Origin of the sequence: Modicisalibacter sp. MOD 31.J (genome assembly GCF_020147985.1) — a bacterium.
GTDB lineage: Bacteria > Pseudomonadota > Gammaproteobacteria > Pseudomonadales > Halomonadaceae > Modicisalibacter > Modicisalibacter coralii.
Map to the genome: position 1 here is coordinate 554,316 of NZ_JAGXFF010000001.1, position 17,154 is coordinate 571,469.

The window sequence follows — 17,154 nt, forward strand, 5'->3', positions numbered from 1 at the left end:
CGCGGCACGCCGACGATCGTCGACCTGCAGCCCTCCGGGCGCTATCTGATGGAGGAGTTCTACTACGCCGGCGGGCTGCCGGCGGTACTCAAGCGCCTCGGCGAGGCCGAGCGGATTCCCCACAAGGACGCCCTGACCGTCAACGGCAAGACGCTGTGGGACAACGTCAAGGACGCCCCGCTGTACAACGACGCGGTGATCCGTCCCCTCGAGGATCCGCTGCGCGAGGACGGCGGCATGTGCATCCTGCGCGGCAACCTCGCCCCCCAGGGCGCGGTGTTGAAGCCCTCGGCGGCGACTCCCGAGCTGATGACCCATCGCGGCCGCGCGGTGGTGTTCGAGGACTTCGACGACTACAAGGCGCGCATCAACGACCCCGATCTCGACGTCACCGCCGACGACATCCTGGTCATGAAGCACTGCGGGCCGCGTGGCTATCACGGCATGGCCGAGGTCGGCAACATGGGCCTGCCCGCCAAGCTGCTCGAGCAGGGCGTCACCGACATGGTGCGGCTCTCGGATGCGCGGATGAGCGGCACCGCCTACGGCACCGTGGTGCTGCACGTCGCCCCCGAGGCCGCCGCTGGCGGCCCGCTGGCGGCGGTCGAGAACGGCGACTGGATTGCGCTCGACGCCTACGCCGGCACCCTGCACCTGGAGGTCGACGACGCCGAACTCGAACGCCGGCTGGCCGAGAACGACCCCACCGCGGCGTCGCGCCGGATCGCCAGTAGCGGCGGCTACCGCCAGCTCTACATCGAGCACGTGCTGCAGGCCGACGAGGGCTGCGACTTCGACTTCCTGGTCGGCTGCCGTGGCGCCGAGGTGCCGCGGCACTCGCATTGAGGACGACACGACGATGATTGCCGCGACAACGCTGGAATGCGTCTGGCAGGGGCGGGCCATGCTCGGCGAAGGGCCGGTGTGGTGCCCGGAGCGTGGCGCGCAGGGGGAGTTGCTGTTCGTCGACATCCTCGGCGGGCGCCTGCACGCCTTCGACCCGGCTTCGCAGAGCGCGCGTAGCTGGTCGCTCGACGAACCGGCCTGCTGGCTGGTGCCGCGCGACGACGGTGACGGTTTCGTTGCCGGGCTGCGCTCGCGGCTGGTGCATCTGCGCCTGGGTGAGGCAGGGCCGGTGATCGTCGCCGACTGGCCGACCCCCGAGGAGCCCGCCGGCAACCGCTTCAACGACGCCAAGGCGGACGCCCGCGGGCGGCTGTGGTTCGGCTCGATGGACGATGCCGCCGAGCGAGCCAGCGGTTCGCTCTATCGCTGGGACGGGCGCGGCGTGACGCGCGTCGACGCCGGCTACCGGGTGGCCAACGGACCGGCGCTGAGCCCCGACGGGCGGACGCTCTATCACAGCGATACGCCCAATCGCACGATCTACGCCTTCGACCTGGACGAGTGGGGCGCCCCCGGCAATCGCCGCGAGCACATCCGTTTCGGCGACACCCAGGGCTACCCGGACGGCATGACCTGCGACGCCGAGGGCGGGCTGTGGGTCGCCCACTGGGACGGCGGCCGGATCAGCCGCTTCGGCCCCGACGGCCGGCTCGACGAGACGCTGCCGGTACCCGCCTCGCGGGTGACCTCCTGCTGCTTCGCCGGGCCCGAACTCGAGCGGCTCTACATCACCACGGCGGCCGTCGAGCGCGATGGCGAGGCGCTGGCCGGCGGCCTGTTCCGCGTCACCCCGGGCGTTCGCGGCCTGCCGGCGGCGCGGGTGGCCACGCGGGTGGCCACGCGGCTGGCCGCGAGGGCGCCGGCGTGAGCGCGCGGCTGGCCGGCAAGCGGGTCTTCGTCACCGGCGCCGCGGCGGGCATCGGTGCGGCGATCGCCCGGGCCTGTGCCGAACAGGGCGCGGCGGTGTGTCTCGCCGATATCGACCTTGACGGCGCGCGGCGCCTGGCCGGGGAGCTAGCCTCAGCCGGGCATCGGACGCTGGCCGTCGAGTGCGATATCGCTGAACGGGCCTCGGTCGAGATGGCCGTGGCGCTGGCCCGCGAACGGCTGGGGCCGCTGACCACGCTGGTCAACAACGCCGGCATGAACGTCTTCCACGAGCCGCTGGCGATGCCCGACGATGCCTGGCGGCGCTGTCTCGCCGTCGATCTCGAAGGGGCCTGGCTGTGCAGCCGGGCGGTGTTGCCGGACCTGCTCGCCAACGGTGGCGGGACGATCGTCAACATCGCCTCGACCCATGCCTTCTCGATCATTCGCGGCTGTTTTCCTTACCCGGTCGCCAAGCACGGCCTGATCGGTCTGACCCGGGCACTGGGCGTCGAGTACGCGGCACGCGGTGTGCGGGTCAACGCCATCGCGCCGGGCTACATCGCCACGCCGGCGGTCGAGGCGCACTGGCGGACCTTCGACGACCCGGCGGCGGCGCGCGGGCGCATCGAGGCCCTGCTGCCGCCGGGGCGGCTGGGGCGCCCGGAGGAGGTCGCCATGACCGCCGTGTTCCTGGCCTCGGACGAGGCGCCGTTCATCAACGCCAGTTGCATCACCATCGACGGCGGGCGCGGCGCCGTGCATCACGACTGAGCCGGCCGAGGGGCGCTGTCGGGGGCGAGTTGCGTCGCGGCAGCGGCGGCCTGCGCTAGGCGGCCGGCCGGCGTGCCAGTGCCATCAACAGGCCGGCACCCACCAGACTGCCCGCACCGCAGCGATGCAGGCAGCGGCGCAGGCGCGCCGTCATCCACCGGGCTCCCGTGGTGGAAAGCAGGGTATAGCCCAGGTCCGAGACGATGCCGACACCCAGAAACGTCGAGAAGAGGATCGCCAGCTGGGGCAATACGGGGGGTGGCGGGATTGACGAATTGCGGCATGAAGGCCATGAAGAACAGAATGCGCTTGGGTTCGACGATAAGAGACAAGGAGGGGAGTGTGGACATGATGCTGTTGCTGGCATTTCTGCCGGCGTGCTTTGCCTTGAACATGGCGTTTGGCCCCAACAACCTGTTGGCGACGACCAATGCCGCCCGTGTCGGTCCCTTGAAGGCCATCATCGCCTCGCTGGGTCGGATCGCCGCCTTCATCCCCATGATCACGATAGCGGGCGTCGGCCTGGGAACACTGCTGGCGACATCGATGTGGTTCTTCCTGGCCCTGAAATGGTTGGGTGCGGCCTATCTGGCCTGGCTGGGCGTCAAACTCTTGATGAGCAAGCCACAGGCGGTGACGTTCGAGGACGCGGCGCCGCAGTCGGCATGGCGCCTGATGCGCCAGGAGTTTCTGGTCGCGGCCGGCAATCCCAAGGCGATCCTGATATTCACCGCCTTCCTGCCGCAGTTCGTGACACCCGAACATTACGCGCTGAGCTTCACGGTCCTGGGTGGGCTGTTCCTGATGATGGAAGTGCTGGCCATCGCGATCTATGCCGTCCTGGGCAGCAAGATCGGCCAATACTTGCGTAGCGGCAAGGCCATGCAGTGGTTCAATCGGGCCAGTGGCGGCTTGATGTTGCTCTTCGGTCTTGGCCTGATGACGCTGAAACGCCCCGCTACCTGAACTCGGCACTTGCACTCGGCGATGCAAGGCCCGGGAGCGAGGAGCGCGGTATGCTGGGACGATTCGACCGATCAAGGAGCCAAGGCATGACGCTGACCCTCGAGAATACCCTGTTGCGCCTGGAGGTCGCCCCCGAGGTGGGCGGTTCGGTGGTGCGCTTCGAGGCATTGCGCCGGGACGGGCCGGTGGCGCTGTTCCGGCCGGGCGATCCCGACTCCGACGACCCCAACGTCATGGGACTCTACCCGCTGGTGCCCTGGTCCAACCGGATCAGCGGCGGGGGCTTCGAATGGCAGGGCGAGCACTATCCGCTCGCCGCCAACCGCGACGGCGAGCCGCTGCCCATCCACGGTGACGGCTGGCAGGGCGTCTGGCGGGTGGCCCATCGCGCCTCCACCCAGGTGACCCTGGAGCGCGAGTCCGCCCATCAGCCACCGTTCGACTACCGCTCGCGGCTGATCTATCGGCTCGATGGCGGCACGCTGACGGTGGAGCTGGTCGTCACCCATCGGGGCGAGACGCCCGCGCCCTATGGCCTGGGCGTGCATCCCTGGTTCCCGCGAACTCCCGGCGCGACGGTCACGGCGGGTGCCGACGGCGTCTGGGACGTCGACGCCGCGCAACTGCCCACCGCCTGGCGCGGTATCGACGACGCCGGGCAGTGGGACTTCCGCCATGGCCGGGCATTGCCCGACGGCGCGATCGACAACCTGTTCACCGGCTGGAATGGTCATGCCCGGCTGGACTGGCCCGAGCGCGACCTGAGCCTGTTCATCGATACCGACCCGCCCTGTCCGCGCTATCTGGTCTACTCGCCGGGCAGTGAGGCGACGTTCTTCTGCTTCGAGCCGGTCACGCATCGGGTCGACGCCCATCATGCCCAGGCACCGCTCGAGGAGGGGTTGGTGGAACTCGCCAAGGGCCAGACGTTGCGTGGGCGATTCCGCTTCCAGGTCATGGCCTGAGTACCGAGCGGACCAAGCGGCGCGAGGCGCCCACGCGCTGAAGTGACTACGCCGACAAAAAAACGGGGCGAGCCTGAGCTCGCCCCGTCGCCTGGGTTGCTAGCGCCGGGTGGCGCTCAATCCTCGTCCTCGGGCAGTGCGTAGGCGACCACCTGATCGCCGACCTGCTGCTTGAGGATGGTGTTGCCGCCACCGATGAACACCACGTATTCGCGCCCTTGGTACTCGTAGACTGCGGGGTTCGAGACGGACGGCGCCTGGGCCTGATCCGCCCACAGCTCCTCGCCGGTCTCGAGCGAATAGGCGCGCACCTTGGCATCCATCGAGGCGCCGATGAACACCACGCCGCCGGCGGTGACCGCCGGGCCGCCGATGGTCGGCGAGCCCCAGCTTTCGGGCATGAAGAAGCCGTACTGCTGGGACGCCCCGACGGGCCGACGCCATTTCACGTCGCCGGTGGTCATGTCCAGGGCGACGATCTCGCCGTAGGGCGGTTCCCAGCAGGGCATGCCGAGCCAGTTCAGGGCGACCTCGAGGCGCATGCCATAGGGCGCCCCGGTCTGCGGGGCGAAGCCGCTCTCGTTGCCCGAGCCGCTGTTGGCCTTCTCGTAGGCCTGGCGATCGTACAGCTTGACGTACTGCACGAGCCGCGAGGTGTTGACGATGGCGGTCTGGCTCTCGGGATCGAAGGCCACGCCGCCCCACTGTACGCCACCGGCGCTGTCGGGGAAGGTCAGTGCCCCTTCGCCCTGGGTGGTGGGCGGCGTGTACATGCCCTCGTAGTGGAGCTCGTCCCAGAGCGCCGAACACTCGCCGCCGCTCACCGCGTCGGCCAGCCACCAGACCTTGGGCTTCTCGGACTGGTCGAGCAGCGGCGCGGGCTTGGTCGGGAAGGGCTGGGTCGCCGCGTACTTTTCACCCTTCACGGAACCGTCGCCCTGGGGCACCGGGCGCTCCTCGATCGGCCACACGTCCTCGCCGGTCAGCCGGTTGACGACGAACAAAAAGCCCATCTTGGTCGACTGGATCAGCGCCGGGATCTGCTCGCCGTCGACGGTGATGTCCATCAGCGTCGGCGCGGCATTGATGTCGTAGTCCCAGACGTCGTGATGTACCCACTGACGTGACCACACCACTTCGCCGGTATCCACGTCGAGCGCGGTGGTCGAGGTCGCCAGCGGCGCCTCTTCGGTCCGGTTGCCGCCCCAGTAGTTGGGCGAGGGCGAGGAGACCGGCAGGTAGACGAGGCCGTGTTCCTCGTCGGCCGACATGTGCGTCCAGACGTTGGCGGTGCCGCTCTTCTCGCGCATTTCGTCGGACAAGGCCTGGAAGGTCCATTCCCGCTCGCCGGTGCGGGCGTTGATGGAGAACACCGTGCCCGGCGGCGCCTGTTCGAAGGCCCAGTCCTTGCCGGCCCAGCCGAGAATCAGGTGATCGCCGACCACCGTCGGCGGCTGCAGCAGCGACAGCGGCCACTTGGCGTGGGTGTCGTTCCACTGGTTGACGTCGAGCACGCCGTTGTCGGCGAACGACTGGCAGGCCTTGCCGGTATCGGCGTCCACGGCGAACAGGCGGGCGTCCATGGTGCCGATGTAGACGATCTTCTGACACGGCTCGCCGTCGACCGGATCGTCCGCCTCCCAGTAGGCCACGCCGCGGTTCTTCAGCGCGGGCTGGGTCATGGCCTCGAGCGTGGACTGGGTGTCGAAGCTCCACTTCTGCTCGCCGGTGGCCGGGTCGAGCGCCAGGATCCGGTAGAACGGGGTGCCGATGTAGAGCGTGTCGTTGGCGAAGATGGGAGTCGCCGACCAGACCGTGGCGGGCAAGTCGCCCGAGCCGTCGGAGACGTCGCCGGTATGCACTTCCCAGACCTTTTCGAGATCGTCGACGTTGTCGGTGGTGATCTGATCGAGCGGGCTGTACTTCTGGGCGTTGAGCTGACCGTGGAAGCTGTCCCAGGTCGGCGTCTCGGGCACCAGCGGAATCGGCGGGCCGGAGGCTTCGTCGCCCGCGGCGGCGTCGCTCGTCGCGTCCGCCGTCTGCCCGGGCGTCGGGGCCTGGGGCTCGGTCGACTGCTGATCGGGTGTCTGTTGCGGGTCCGCGGACTGCGTCTGGGCCGAGGCCATCAGGGGCACGACACAAAGCGTCAGGGCGGTGGCCGTGGCGAGACGCTTCAGGGCGAATCGGGGGGTCGACATGGCGTGCTCCTCAGGCATGGGTGGGGCGGTTGGTACGGGGCGAGCGGATCATGTCGATGATCAGCCCGACGAGACCCACGGCCATGGCGACGGTGATCCACCATTGGTGCAGCAGGAGTCCGGCAAAGCCGGTACCGGCCAGCCCCAACAGGATCAGCACGCGCAGCGCGATACGGCTACCGCGACCCGAGGCGGCGGCGAGTCCGAGCGCCAGGATGGCGAGCACGACACAGGCGAGAATGGCGACCAGCGCGCCCAGCGTGCCGTTGACGCCGGTCAGCGGGGTGAAATAGGCGTAGAGGGCGACGGCGAGCCCGGCCAGCGAGGCCGCTAGCAGCAGGATGGCGCCCGATCGGGACGAGGCGGATTGCGACATGGCGTTTCTCTCTCCTTGGGAAACCGAAGGCGATGTGAGCGTCCTGACCGGCGTAGATCGTTAGCCGGTAAACGATGGGGTCGTGATATTAGCAGAAAGTCGTAGGCTTTTATCAGGGCCGGCGTTTGCAACCGCCGACATTCAGCCACTCAACCGGGCCACGGCCACCACCAGGCCGAAGGCGGCGACACCGGCGATCACCGGCCACCCCAGGGTGCGGGTGCGCCGCCACACGATCAGGGTAGCGCCGATACCCACCAGTGTCGCGCACCAGCCGACGGGATCCTGGCGCTGTGGGATCAGTGACACACCGAACAGTGCGGCGATCATCAGCGGCCCCAGCATGCTCAGCCACGCGGGCAGGGCGCCGGCAGCATCGGCGTCGTTGCCGGGGCGACGCAGGCGGTGACGCATCCACAGCAACGGAACCAGGCGCAGGGCCAGGGTACCGAGCGCGGCGATCGCCACGCCCAGCCACAGCGAGCCGTTCATGCGCCACCTCCGGCGCCCGGCCGGCGAGGCTGTCCGGCCAACTGGAAGCAGAGGGCGCCACACAGTGCCGCCAGGGGGATGCTGACATTGGTGTAGCCACCCAGGGAGAACGCCAGCGCCGCCGCCACGCTGACGCCCAGCGCCAGCGACCAGCGTGGCGAGGTGAAGCGCGGTGCCAGCAGTACCAGGAACAGCGCCGGCAGCGCGAACGGCATCACTTCGCCGAGCAGCGGCCAGCGCCGGGTCAACCATTCCCCGGCGACGGCGCCGAGCAGACTGCCGGCGATCCAGCTCAGCCAGGCCAGCCCCGCGGCGCCCGCGAACCAGCCGAGGCGCCGCTCCGGCGGCATTTGCGGCAGGCGGGTGTGGGCCAGGGCGAAGATCTGGTCGGTCAGGCCGTGCATCAGCCACGGCCACCAGCGGCTGGCGGTCATCCAGGGCGCCAGGTTGGGGGCATAGACCAGGTGGCGAACGTTGATCAGCAGCGTCAGGGCCACCGTCAACCACAGCGGAGCGCCGCCGGCGGCCATGCCGACGAACAGGAACTGCGAGGCACCGGCGTAGATCAGGGTCGAGATGGCGACGACCTCCCAGGTCGAGAAACCCGCCTGGACGGCCACGAGGCCGAACGAGACCGCCACCGGGACATACCCGCCGAGCAGCGGCAGCGCTTCGCGCAGCCCGGCCCTCCAGGCCGGCGACGGGTCGTGCAAGCGAGCATCGTTCATGGTTGCTGCCCGCCGGCGTAGACGATCGTCACCAAAAACGTCGCCGCCTCGCGAGTGGTGCGATAGGCGTGGGGGCGGTCGGCGGCGAAGGTGTGCCGATCGCCGGCGCCCAGGGTCTGCAGCGACTCGACGGGGCCGGCCGCGAGCGAGCCGCCGATCATGCAGATGGTCTCCTGTGTTCCCGGCGAGTGAGGCGCGGCGAGACGCTCGGTGTCGGGCTCGCAGTGCATCCAGTAGGCATCCACGGCCGGGATGTCGTGGCCGCGATCGAGCAACTGGACCCTGACCCCCGCCTCGCCGAGCGTGGCGGTGATCGGTGCGACCAGGGCACCGAAGGGCACGTCGAGCTGGATCGCCAGGCGCCACAGGGTATCCAGCGTGGGATTGCCGTCGCCCTGTTCGAGTCGCGACAGGTTCGACTTGGCGATGCCCGCGCGTGCCGCCAGTTGCGACAGCGACCAGCCGCGGCGCTGGCGCAGCGTCTGCAGGTGCTTTCCCAGGGTATGCAATGACGGCTCGTCCATGCGCGCTCCGTACCTATCGGCTGTTCTCTAAAAAGAACGTTCTATAAAAGGAACGACGCGGCGTCAACCCATGAATTGCGCGGCGTGGCCCGAAACGCCCGCCGCACGGGGCCGGCAAGGCCGGTAGCGGGCTCGGGCAGGGCGCAGCGGGAGGGGCCGTCCGCTCGGCCAACGTCGCATCAGCGACACCCATGACGCTTTTGGGATTCCCCCCGTCGCTTCCAAGCGTCGAGTCGGCCGGGCGCAGGGCTATTCTGCGGCCATGACGCCAATCCTCGGGAGCCGACCATGACCCCGCAAGCCCTGCACGACGACGCCATCGTCATCGACGGCCTGATCATCGCCAAGTGGAACCGCGCGCTGCTGGAAGACATGCGCAAGGGCGGCCTGACCGCCGCCAACTGCACCGTGTCGGTGTGGGAAGGCTTCCAGGCGACGGTCGACAACATCGTCAGAAGCAACGCCCTGATGGCCGAGTGCAGCGATCTGGTGCGCCCGGTGTACACCACCGCCGACATCACCCGCGCCAAGGAGGAGGGCAAGACCGGCATCATCTACGGCTTCCAGAACGCCCATGCCTTCGAGGATCAGATCGGCTACGTCGAGATCTTCAAGAAGCTCGGCGTGGGTATCGTGCAGATGTGCTACAACACCCAGAACCTGGTCGGCACCGGCTGCTACGAGCGTGACGGCGGCCTGTCCGGGTTCGGCCGCGAGATCGTTGCCGAGATGAACCGCGTGGGCGTCATGTGCGATCTGTCCCACGTCGGCGAAAAGACCTCCCGTGAGGTGATCGAGGCCTCCGAGAAGCCGGTCTGCTACTCCCACTGCCTGCCCGCCGGCCTCAAGGAGCACCCGCGCAACAAGTCCGACGAGGAACTCAAGTTCATCGCCGACCACGGTGGCTTCGTCGGGGTGACCATGTTCACGCCCTTCCTGCGCGCCGGCGTCGACGCCACCGTCGACGACTACGTCGAGGCCATCGAGTACGTGATGAACATCGTCGGCGAGGATGCCATCGGCATCGGCACCGACTTCACCCAGGGTCACGACCAGGACTTCTTCGAATGGCTGACCCATGACAAGGGCTACGCCCGGCGCCTGACCAACTTCGGCACGATCATCAATCCCGAGGGCATCCGCACCATCGGCGAGTTCCCCAATCTCACCGAGGCGCTGCTGCGTCGCGGCATGAGCGAGACCCAGGTGCGCAAGATCATGGGCGAGAACTGGGTGCGCGTCCTGAAGGACGTCTGGGGCAGCTAAAGCATTCAGAAGGAAGAGGAGAGGAGCAAGAGCGCGGCCGCCGCGCGTTTTTCCACCCTCTTCCCCCTTATCTCTTCTTTCTTCTTATAACGATAATTCGAGGAATCCAACCGTGACCAAAATGGCCCCCGAACTGCCCATCGAAGTGGACAGCGAGACCGGCGTGTGGACCACCGACGCGCTGCCGATGCTCTATGTGCCACGCCACTTCTTCATCAACAACCACATCGCCGTGGAAGAGGCGCTGGGTGCCGAGAAATACGCCGAGATTCTCTACCACGCCGGCTACAAGAGCGCCTGGTACTGGTGCGAGAAGGAGGCCGAATGCCACGGCCTCGCGGGGGTGGACGTCTTCGAGCACTACATGACGCGGCTCTCCCAGCGCGGCTGGGGACACTTCATCACCGAGGCGATCGACCTCGACGCCGGCACCGCCCAGGTGCGCCTCGAGCACAGCGCCTTCGTCTATCAGCTCGGCAAGGTCGGGCGCAAGGTCGAGTACATGTTCACCGGCTGGTTCGCCGGGGCCATGGACCAGATTCTCGAGGCCCGCGGCAGCGATCTGCGCACCATCGCCGAGCAGACCCAGAGCGCCGCCGAGGAAGGCTGCGACGTCGGCCGCTTCACGGTCGTTCCCCGTCACTACCTGGCAGGTTGAGGTTCCCGAGATGGCATTCGATGCGTTGTTCAAGCCGATCGAGATCGGCAATCTCACCATTCGCAACCGCGTGGTCAGCACCGCCCACGCCGAGGTCCATGCCACCGACGGCGGCATGACCACCGATCGCTACGTCAAGTACTACGAGGAGAAGGCCAAGGGCGGCTGCGGACTGTGCATCTGCGGCGGCTCCTCGCCGGTGTCGATCGACAGCCCCCAGGCTTGGTGGAGCTCGGTCAACGTCTCCACCGACCGGATCATTCCGCACTTCCAGAACCTGGCGGACGCCGTGCACAAGCATGGCGGCAAGATCATGATCCAGATCACCCACATGGGCCGCCGCTCGCGCTGGGACGGCTTCGACTGGCCGACCCTGCTGTCGCCGTCGGGCATTCGCGAGCCGGTGCACCGCTCGACCTGCAAGACCATCGAGGAAGAAGAGATCTGGCGGGTCATCGACGACTTCGCCCAGGGCGCGCGGCGCGTGAAGGAAGGCGGGCTCGACGGCATCGAGCTGTCGGCCGTGCACCAGCACCTGATCGATCAGTTCTGGAGTCCGCGCGTCAACAAGCGCGAGGACCAGTGGGGCGGCAGCTTCGAGAATCGCATGCGCTTCGGCATGGAAGTCATCAAGGCGGTGCGCGCCGAGGTCGGTGACGACTTCGTGGTCGGCCTGCGCATCTGCGGCGACGAGTTCCACCCGGACGGCCTGACCCACGACGACATGAAGCAGATCGCCGCCTACTACGATGCCACCGGCATGATCGATTTCTTCGGCGTGGTCGGCTCGGGGTGCGATACGCACAACACCCTGGCCAACGTGATCCCCAACATGTCCTATCCGCCGGAGCCGTTCCTGCACCTGGCGGCGGGTATCAAGGACGTGGTCAGCGTGCCGGTGATCCACGCCCAGAACATCAAGGACCCCAACCAGGCCAGCCGTATCCTAGAGGGCGGCTACGTCGACCTGGTGGGCATGACCCGCGCGCACATCGCCGACCCGCACCTGATCGCCAAGATCAAGATGGGCCAGACCGACCAGATCCGGCAGTGCGTGGGCGCCAACTACTGCATCGACCGACAGTATCAGGGGCTCGACGTGCTGTGCATCCAGAACGCCGCGACCTCGCGCGAATACCTGGGCCTGCCCCACGAGATCGCCCCCAGCGACGGGCCGAAGCGCAAGGTGGTGGTGGTCGGCGGCGGTCCCGGCGGCATGGAGGCGGCGCGCGTCGCTGCCGAGCGCGGCCACGACGTTACCCTGTTCGAGGCATCGGAGCAGATCGGCGGCCAGATCACGCTCGCCGCCAAGGCGCCGCAGCGCGACCAGATCGCCGGCATCACCCGCTGGTACCAGCTCGAGCTGGCGCGGCTCAAGGTCGACCTGCGCGTGGGCACCCGCGCCGACGAGGCGACCATCGCCGACCTGCGGCCGGACATCGTGGTGCTCGCCACCGGCGGCCAGCCGTTCCTGTCGCAGGTGCCCGAATGGGGCTATTCCGAGGATCGCGGACAGAGCCTGGTGGTCAGCACCTGGGACATCCTCGGCGGCGCCGTGGAGCCCGGCAAGAACGTGCTGATCTACGACACCATCTGCGAGTTCGCCGGCGTCTCGGCGGCGGACTACCTGGCCGACAAGGGCGCCAAGGTCGAGATCGTCACCGACGACATCAAGCCCGGCGCGGCGGTCGGCGGGACCACTTTCCCGACCTATTACCGCAGCCTCTACGAGAAGGAGGTGATCATGACCTCCGACCTGGCGCTGCACAAGGTCTATCGCGAGGGCGATGCCCTGGTCGCGGTGCTCGAGAACGAGTACACCGGCGCCCAGGAGGAGCGGGTGGTCGACCAGGTGGTGGTCGAGAACGGCGTACGCCCCGACGAGGCGCTCTACTACGCGCTCAAGGAACGCTCCCGCAACAAGGGGCAGGTCGACATCGAGGCGCTCTACGCCATCCAGCCGCAGCCTGCGCTGGCGACCCTGGACGATGACCCGGATGCCGGCTTCGTGCTGTTCCGGCTGGGCGACTGCACGGCGCCGCGCAACACGCACGCGGCGATCTACGATGCCCTGCGGATCTGCAAGGACTTTTAACCCCAGTCATAAGCTGTAAGCCGGAAGCTGTAAGAGCACCTTCCCAACGCATGACGAGGTGAGCATCCGAGGGGCTCATCTCGCCATGCGGGTTGTGAAAGGATCTCCGCCAGAAGGGGGGGACTTACCGCTTACAGCTTAAGGCTTACAGCTCCTCATTGAGGAGAGGTGAGTACCATGCTCGATATCCTCCTGCCGATCCTGATCTTCTCCGCCCTGGCGCTGGCGGCGATCGGCGCCGTGCGGCGCATTCGCCTGTGGCGCCAGGGGCGGCCGTCGCCGGTGCCCGTGCTGCGTGGTCTGGCCGCGGTGCCGCGGCGTTATCTGGTCGATCTGCACCACGTGGTGGCGCGCGACAAGGTGATGTCCAACACCCACGTCGCTACCGCCGGCGGCTTCGTCGCCGCCATGGCGCTGGCGATCGTCGTCCACGGCCTGGGGCTCGCCGAGGGCGTGCTGGGCTGGCTGCTGCTGGCGGCCAGCGCGACGATGTTCGCGGGTAGCCTGTTCGTCGTCCGGCGCCGGCGCGACCCGCCGGCGAGGCTGTCCAAGGGCCCCTGGATGCGTCTGCCCAAGAGCCTGATGGCGTTCTCGCTGGGCATCTTCGCCGTCACCCTGCCGGCGGTGGGCGTGCTGCCCGCCGACGCCGGCGGCTGGCTGGTGGCGGTACTGCTCGCCGCGGTGGTGGCCTGGGGGCTGGCCGAACTGGTGTTCGGCATGACCTGGGGCGGGCCGATGAAGCACGCCTTCGCCGGTGCCCTGCACCTGGCCTTCCATCGCCGGCCGACGCGCTTTTCGGACAAGCGCGGGGGCGAGGGCCGCTCGACCGGGCTCAAGGCGCTGGACCTGGACGACGCCGACGCGCCGCTGGGCGTCGAGAAGCCCGCCGACTTCACCTGGAACCAGTTGCTGGGCTTCGACGCCTGCGTGCAGTGCGGTCGCTGCGAGGCGGTGTGTCCGGCTTTCGCCGCCGGCCAGCCGCTCAATCCCAAGAAACTGGTGCAGGACATGGTGGTGGGCATGGTCGGCGGCAGTGACGCCCGCTACGCCGGCAGTCCATACCCGGGCAAGCCGGTCGGCGAGCACGCCGGCGACCCCCACGGGCCGATCGTCGCCCGGGAAGGCACCGCCCTGGTCGACGCCGAGACGCTGTGGTCGTGCACCACCTGTCGCGCCTGCGTCGAGGAGTGCCCGATGATGATCGAGCACGTCGACGCCATCGTCGACATGCGGCGCTTCTTGACCCTGGAGCGCGGCGAGACCCCCAACAAGGGCGCCGAGGTCCTCGACAACCTGATCGCCACCGACAACCCCGGCGGCTTCGATCCCGGCTCGCGGCTGCACTGGGCGGCGGATCTCGACCTGCCGCTGATCGCCGATCGCGGCGAGGCGGAAGTGCTGCTGTGGCTGGGCGACGGGGTCTTCGACATGCGCAACCAGCGCACCCTGCGTTCGCTGGTCAAGGTGCTGCGCGCCGCCCGGGTCGATTTCGCGGTACTCGGCAACGAGGAGCGCGACAGCGGCGACGTGGCCCGCCGGCTGGGCGACGAGGCGACCTTCCAGCGTCTCGCCCGGCGCAACATCGCCACGCTGTCCCAGTATCGCTTCGACCGCATCGTGACCTGCGATCCGCACAGCTTCCACGTGCTCAAGAACGAGTACGGCGCCCTGGGCGGCGACTACGAGGTCTTCCACCACAGTACCTACCTGCACACCCTGATCGAGGCCGGCGCGCTCAGCATCACGCCGACGGCGCTGGGTCGGGTGACCTATCACGACCCCTGCTACCTGGGGCGCTACAACGGCGAATACGCCGCGCCCCGGGCGGTGCTCGAGGCCCTCGGTGTCGAGCTGGTCGAGATGGCGCGTTCCGGTTACCGCTCGCGCTGCTGCGGCGGTGGCGGCGGGGCGCCGATCACCGACGTGCCCGGCAAGCAGCGTATCCCCGACATGCGCATGAACGACGTGCGCGAGACCGGCGCCGAGCTGGTCGCGGTGGGCTGTCCGCAGTGCACCGCCATGCTCGAGGGCGTGGTGGCCGAGGACCGTGCCGAGATCAAGGACATTGCCGAGCTGGTCGCCGCGGCGCTCGGCGATGACGCCACACCGGCGCCGGCCGCCAGCGATACGCGGCGCACGACCGAGGAGGTGATGGGATGAGCGATATCGTCCGTCGCGATCCGCGCAAGGAGTGGATCGCCCGCAACCGGCTGCACCCCGAGCATTTCGCGGTGCTCGCCGAACTCGGCGGGGAGGGCGCCTCGCCCAGCGAATGGATCGGCCCCAGCGGACTGGTACGTCGTAACCCGCGTGCCGTCGGCTTCATCGGCCCCAACGGCATCAAGCGCATCGATCGCAGCGGGGGTCAGCGCGGTGCCCAGGCCGCCCAGGGCCGCCGTAGCCAGGCCGGGCCGACGCGGCGTAGCGTGGCGATCGAAGATCCGGCGTTCCTGATCGCGGTGGTGCCGGACCTCACCGGCGGCCGGCTGTCGTCCCACGACCGGGACCTGCTGGGGTTGGCCCGGCAACTGGCCGATGCCGACCCCGAGCGCCCCGGTGCGGTGCTGGCGCTGACCTTCGGCAGCCACAAGGAGACGGCCTTCGGCGATGCCGGGATCGACCGCCTGATGGTGTTCGACGAGGCGATCTTCGATGGTTACGCCCCCGAGGCACGCCTGGCCGCGCTGCAGGCCGTGGAGCGCGAGCTTGCCCCGCGTCACTGGCTGTTGCCGGATTCCTCGCTGGGCGGCGGCGAGCTTGGCCGGCGTCTGGCGGTGCGGCTCGGCGAGCGCGCCGCGACCCAGGTCTGGCAGGTCGAGGCCGATGCCGAGTCGCCCTCCGGCTGGCGCTGCACGGCGCGTGCCTCGGCGGGGGCCAATGACCTGCGCCGGCCGCTGCCGCGCGTCGCACTGGCCCTGGCGGAGTGCGCCGAACCGGTCAGCGAGACGCATCACGCGGCGCGCCCGTTGACCTTGAGCCAGCCGCTGCCCGAGGCCTTCACGCGCATCGAGGACCGTGGCGCGGTGGCGGTGGATCCCGCCGGGGTGGCACTCGCCGAGGCCGAGTTCATTCTTTCCGCCGGCAACGGCGTGCGCGACTGGGACGCCTATCACCATGCCGCGCGGACCCTGGGTGCCACCGAAGGGGCGTCGCGGGTCGCGGTGGACGACGGCTTCATGCCGCGTGACCGCCAGGTCGGCGCCACCGGTACCTGGGTCACCGCCCGGGTCTACGTGGCGGTGGGCATCAGCGGTGCCATTCAGCACCTGCAGGGCATCCAGCGCTGCGACAAGGTGGTCGCGATCAATCTCGATCCCGGTTGCGACATGATCAAGCGCGCCGACCTCGCGGTGATCGGCGACGCCGGCGCGGTTCTCGAGGCACTGGTGGCGAGGGTCGAACGCGAACGCCAGGGGGCGGAGGAGCAGCGTGATGTCGCATGACACGACGAAGCAGGCGTCGGGCGGGCTCGACGTGGCGGTGCTGGTCTCGGTGGGGCGTCATCCGCTGACCGCCCGCGCGCGGCGCGCCGATCATGACGCCCGGGCGGTGGAATTGGCCCTGGGCCTGGAGGCGGCGCGGGTGCGCCTGATGCATGCCGGGCGCAACGACCCCGACAGCGAGGCGGCGCTGCGGGACTATCTGGGCATGGGCTTCGCCTCGCTGACGCGAATCGATCAGCCCGCCGGCGCCGACGTGCTGCCGGCGCTGCTCGAGGCGCTGCGCGAATCGGCCCCGCAATTGCTGTTCACCGGCTCGCGGGCCGAGACCGGCGAGGGGTCGGGGCTTCTGCCCTACCTGCTGGGCGAGGCGCTGGGCTGGCCGGTGGTCACCGGCATCGCCGCGGTGGAGAGCGTCGAGGGCGGCACGGCGACGCTGCTCCAGGCACTGCCACGCGGCCAGCGGCGGCGCCTGCGGGTGCGCCTGCCGGCGCTGATCAGCGTCGACGAGGCGGGGCCGGCGCCGCGTCAGAGCGCCTACGGTCCGGCCCGGCGCGGGACGCTGAGCGCCGAGATCCGGCCCGCCGAGACGGATGATGCCCTGGCGGGGTGGACGCTGGAGCCGGCCCGGGCGCGTCCCAAGCGGCTCAAGATCGTCAAGGCCAGCTCGGCGCGGGAGCGCTTCAAGGCCGCTGCGGCCAAGGCCGAGGGCGGCGGCGGGCAGGTGCTCACCGATGTCACGCCCGAACAGGGCGCCGAGGCGATCTTCACCCTGCTCAAGGAAGAGGGCGTGCTGCGCCACTGAGTCGGTACCTCGGCGTCCTGACTTGTCATGATCCTCGCGATGCGGCCCAATTGGGGTTCATTCGACACGAAGGCGTCGCGGTGCGATCAGCGCC

At 69.0% G+C, this 17,154-nt stretch carries 17 protein-coding genes; 11 read left to right on the forward strand and 6 right to left on the reverse strand.

From position 1 onward, the window contains the following. The 3 genes from KGR00_RS02525 to KGR00_RS02535 all read left to right on the forward strand — a co-directional run. The coding region (locus KGR00_RS02525) for a dihydroxy-acid dehydratase (protein WP_224424109.1) at positions 1-846 on the forward strand (846 nt) is incomplete at its 5' end. Positions 847-859: 13 nt separating this feature from the next. Then, on the forward strand, positions 860-1,774 hold the full coding sequence (locus tag KGR00_RS02530) for an SMP-30/gluconolactonase/LRE family protein (RefSeq protein WP_224417782.1): 915 nt from the start codon (positions 860-862) through the stop codon (positions 1,772-1,774). Next, on the forward strand, positions 1,771-2,547 hold the full coding sequence (locus KGR00_RS02535) for an SDR family oxidoreductase (protein WP_224417781.1): 777 nt from the start codon (positions 1,771-1,773) through the stop codon (positions 2,545-2,547). The genes KGR00_RS02530 and KGR00_RS02535 overlap by 4 nt, the downstream gene beginning before the upstream one ends. A gap of 55 nt (positions 2,548-2,602) precedes the next feature. Here the strand turns inward: KGR00_RS02535 and KGR00_RS02540 are convergent, their stop codons facing one another. Further along, positions 2,603-2,797 carry a hypothetical protein gene (locus KGR00_RS02540; RefSeq protein ID WP_224417780.1) on the reverse strand — a complete coding sequence of 65 codons (195 nt, stop codon included), beginning with the start codon at positions 2,795-2,797 and terminating at the stop codon, positions 2,603-2,605. A gap of 98 nt (positions 2,798-2,895) precedes the next feature. Here KGR00_RS02540 and KGR00_RS02545 point away from each other — a divergent pair, with 98 nt between their 5' ends. Together KGR00_RS02545 and KGR00_RS02550 are read left to right on the forward strand one after the other, a co-directional pair. Beyond that, positions 2,896-3,513 carry a LysE family translocator gene (locus KGR00_RS02545; protein ID WP_224417779.1) on the forward strand — a complete coding sequence of 206 codons (618 nt, stop codon included), beginning with the start codon at positions 2,896-2,898 and terminating at the stop codon, positions 3,511-3,513. An 86-nt stretch (positions 3,514-3,599) separates the two neighbouring features. Continuing rightward, positions 3,600-4,478, forward strand: a complete 879-nt coding sequence (locus KGR00_RS02550) for an aldose 1-epimerase (protein WP_224417778.1) — start codon at positions 3,600-3,602, stop codon at positions 4,476-4,478. 116 nt (positions 4,479-4,594) lie between these two features. Here the strand turns inward: KGR00_RS02550 and KGR00_RS02555 are convergent, their stop codons facing one another. From KGR00_RS02555 to KGR00_RS02575, 5 genes are all read right to left on the reverse strand, one after another. Continuing rightward, a complete protein-coding gene (locus tag KGR00_RS02555; protein WP_224417777.1) occupies positions 4,595-6,676 on the reverse strand; it encodes a pyrroloquinoline quinone-dependent dehydrogenase in 2,082 nt (693 codons plus the stop codon). Positions 6,677-6,686: 10 nt separating this feature from the next. Beyond that, complete coding sequence (locus tag KGR00_RS02560; protein WP_129139026.1) at positions 6,687-7,052, reverse strand: hypothetical protein; 366 nt, start codon at positions 7,050-7,052, stop codon at positions 6,687-6,689. Positions 7,053-7,193: 141 nt separating this feature from the next. Next, positions 7,194-7,544 (reverse strand): AzlD domain-containing protein, encoded by a 351-nt coding sequence (locus KGR00_RS02565; RefSeq protein WP_224417776.1) that lies wholly within the window; start codon positions 7,542-7,544, stop codon positions 7,194-7,196. Continuing rightward, positions 7,541-8,272, reverse strand: a complete 732-nt coding sequence (locus KGR00_RS02570; RefSeq protein WP_224417775.1) for an AzlC family ABC transporter permease — start codon at positions 8,270-8,272, stop codon at positions 7,541-7,543. Before KGR00_RS02570 ends, KGR00_RS02565 begins: the two co-directional genes overlap by 4 nt. After that, positions 8,269-8,796, reverse strand: coding sequence for an XRE family transcriptional regulator (locus tag KGR00_RS02575; RefSeq protein ID WP_224417774.1), 528 nt, complete (start codon positions 8,794-8,796; stop codon positions 8,269-8,271). Before KGR00_RS02575 ends, KGR00_RS02570 begins: the two co-directional genes overlap by 4 nt. 288 nt (positions 8,797-9,084) lie before the next feature. On the opposite strand from KGR00_RS02575, the gene KGR00_RS02580 reads away from it, so the two are divergent. From KGR00_RS02580 to KGR00_RS02605, 6 genes are all read left to right on the forward strand, one after another. Then, positions 9,085-10,062 carry a dipeptidase gene (locus tag KGR00_RS02580; RefSeq protein ID WP_129139029.1) on the forward strand — a complete coding sequence of 326 codons (978 nt, stop codon included), beginning with the start codon at positions 9,085-9,087 and terminating at the stop codon, positions 10,060-10,062. A 112-nt stretch (positions 10,063-10,174) separates the two neighbouring features. Beyond that, positions 10,175-10,720 carry a 4-vinyl reductase gene (locus KGR00_RS02585; protein ID WP_129139030.1) on the forward strand — a complete coding sequence of 182 codons (546 nt, stop codon included), beginning with the start codon at positions 10,175-10,177 and terminating at the stop codon, positions 10,718-10,720. Positions 10,721-10,730: 10 nt separating this feature from the next. Beyond that, positions 10,731-12,815, forward strand: coding sequence for a dimethylglycine demethylation protein DgcA (gene dgcA / locus KGR00_RS02590; protein ID WP_129139031.1), 2,085 nt, complete (start codon positions 10,731-10,733; stop codon positions 12,813-12,815). A gap of 177 nt (positions 12,816-12,992) precedes the next feature. Further along, the gene (locus tag KGR00_RS02595) at positions 12,993-14,975 is read left to right on the forward strand and encodes a (Fe-S)-binding protein (protein WP_224417773.1); all 1,983 of its coding nucleotides are present in this window, start codon (positions 12,993-12,995) and stop codon (positions 14,973-14,975) included. Beyond that, positions 14,972-16,258 (forward strand): electron transfer flavoprotein subunit alpha/FixB family protein, encoded by a 1,287-nt coding sequence (locus KGR00_RS02600; RefSeq protein ID WP_224417772.1) that lies wholly within the window; start codon positions 14,972-14,974, stop codon positions 16,256-16,258. The genes KGR00_RS02595 and KGR00_RS02600 overlap by 4 nt, the downstream gene beginning before the upstream one ends. Then, positions 16,248-17,060, forward strand: coding sequence for an electron transfer flavoprotein subunit beta (locus tag KGR00_RS02605; protein ID WP_224417771.1), 813 nt, complete (start codon positions 16,248-16,250; stop codon positions 17,058-17,060). Before KGR00_RS02600 ends, KGR00_RS02605 begins: the two co-directional genes overlap by 11 nt. Positions 17,061-17,154: the final 94 nt, after the last annotated feature.

What these genes read in the sequence shown, in the direction of transcription:
- KGR00_RS02530 (WP_224417782.1), top strand. Translation starts at nt 860, where the DNA reads ATGATTGCCGCGACAACGCTGGAATGCGTCTGGCAGGGGCGGGCCATG.
- KGR00_RS02545 (WP_224417779.1), top strand. Translation starts at nt 2,896, where the DNA reads ATGATGCTGTTGCTGGCATTTCTGCCGGCGTGCTTTGCCTTGAACATG.
- KGR00_RS02550 (WP_224417778.1), top strand. Translation starts at nt 3,600, where the DNA reads ATGACGCTGACCCTCGAGAATACCCTGTTGCGCCTGGAGGTCGCCCCC.
- KGR00_RS02555 (WP_224417777.1), bottom strand. Translation starts at nt 6,676, where the DNA reads ATGTCGACCCCCCGATTCGCCCTGAAGCGTCTCGCCACGGCCACCGCC.
- KGR00_RS02560 (WP_129139026.1), bottom strand. Translation starts at nt 7,052, where the DNA reads ATGTCGCAATCCGCCTCGTCCCGATCGGGCGCCATCCTGCTGCTAGCG.
- KGR00_RS02565 (WP_224417776.1), bottom strand. Translation starts at nt 7,544, where the DNA reads ATGAACGGCTCGCTGTGGCTGGGCGTGGCGATCGCCGCGCTCGGTACC.
- KGR00_RS02570 (WP_224417775.1), bottom strand. Translation starts at nt 8,272, where the DNA reads ATGAACGATGCTCGCTTGCACGACCCGTCGCCGGCCTGGAGGGCCGGG.
- KGR00_RS02575 (WP_224417774.1), bottom strand. Translation starts at nt 8,796, where the DNA reads ATGGACGAGCCGTCATTGCATACCCTGGGAAAGCACCTGCAGACGCTG.
- KGR00_RS02580 (WP_129139029.1), top strand. Translation starts at nt 9,085, where the DNA reads ATGACCCCGCAAGCCCTGCACGACGACGCCATCGTCATCGACGGCCTG.
- dgcA (WP_129139031.1), top strand. Translation starts at nt 10,731, where the DNA reads ATGGCATTCGATGCGTTGTTCAAGCCGATCGAGATCGGCAATCTCACC.
- KGR00_RS02595 (WP_224417773.1), top strand. Translation starts at nt 12,993, where the DNA reads ATGCTCGATATCCTCCTGCCGATCCTGATCTTCTCCGCCCTGGCGCTG.
- KGR00_RS02600 (WP_224417772.1), top strand. Translation starts at nt 14,972, where the DNA reads ATGAGCGATATCGTCCGTCGCGATCCGCGCAAGGAGTGGATCGCCCGC.
- KGR00_RS02605 (WP_224417771.1), top strand. Translation starts at nt 16,248, where the DNA reads ATGTCGCATGACACGACGAAGCAGGCGTCGGGCGGGCTCGACGTGGCG.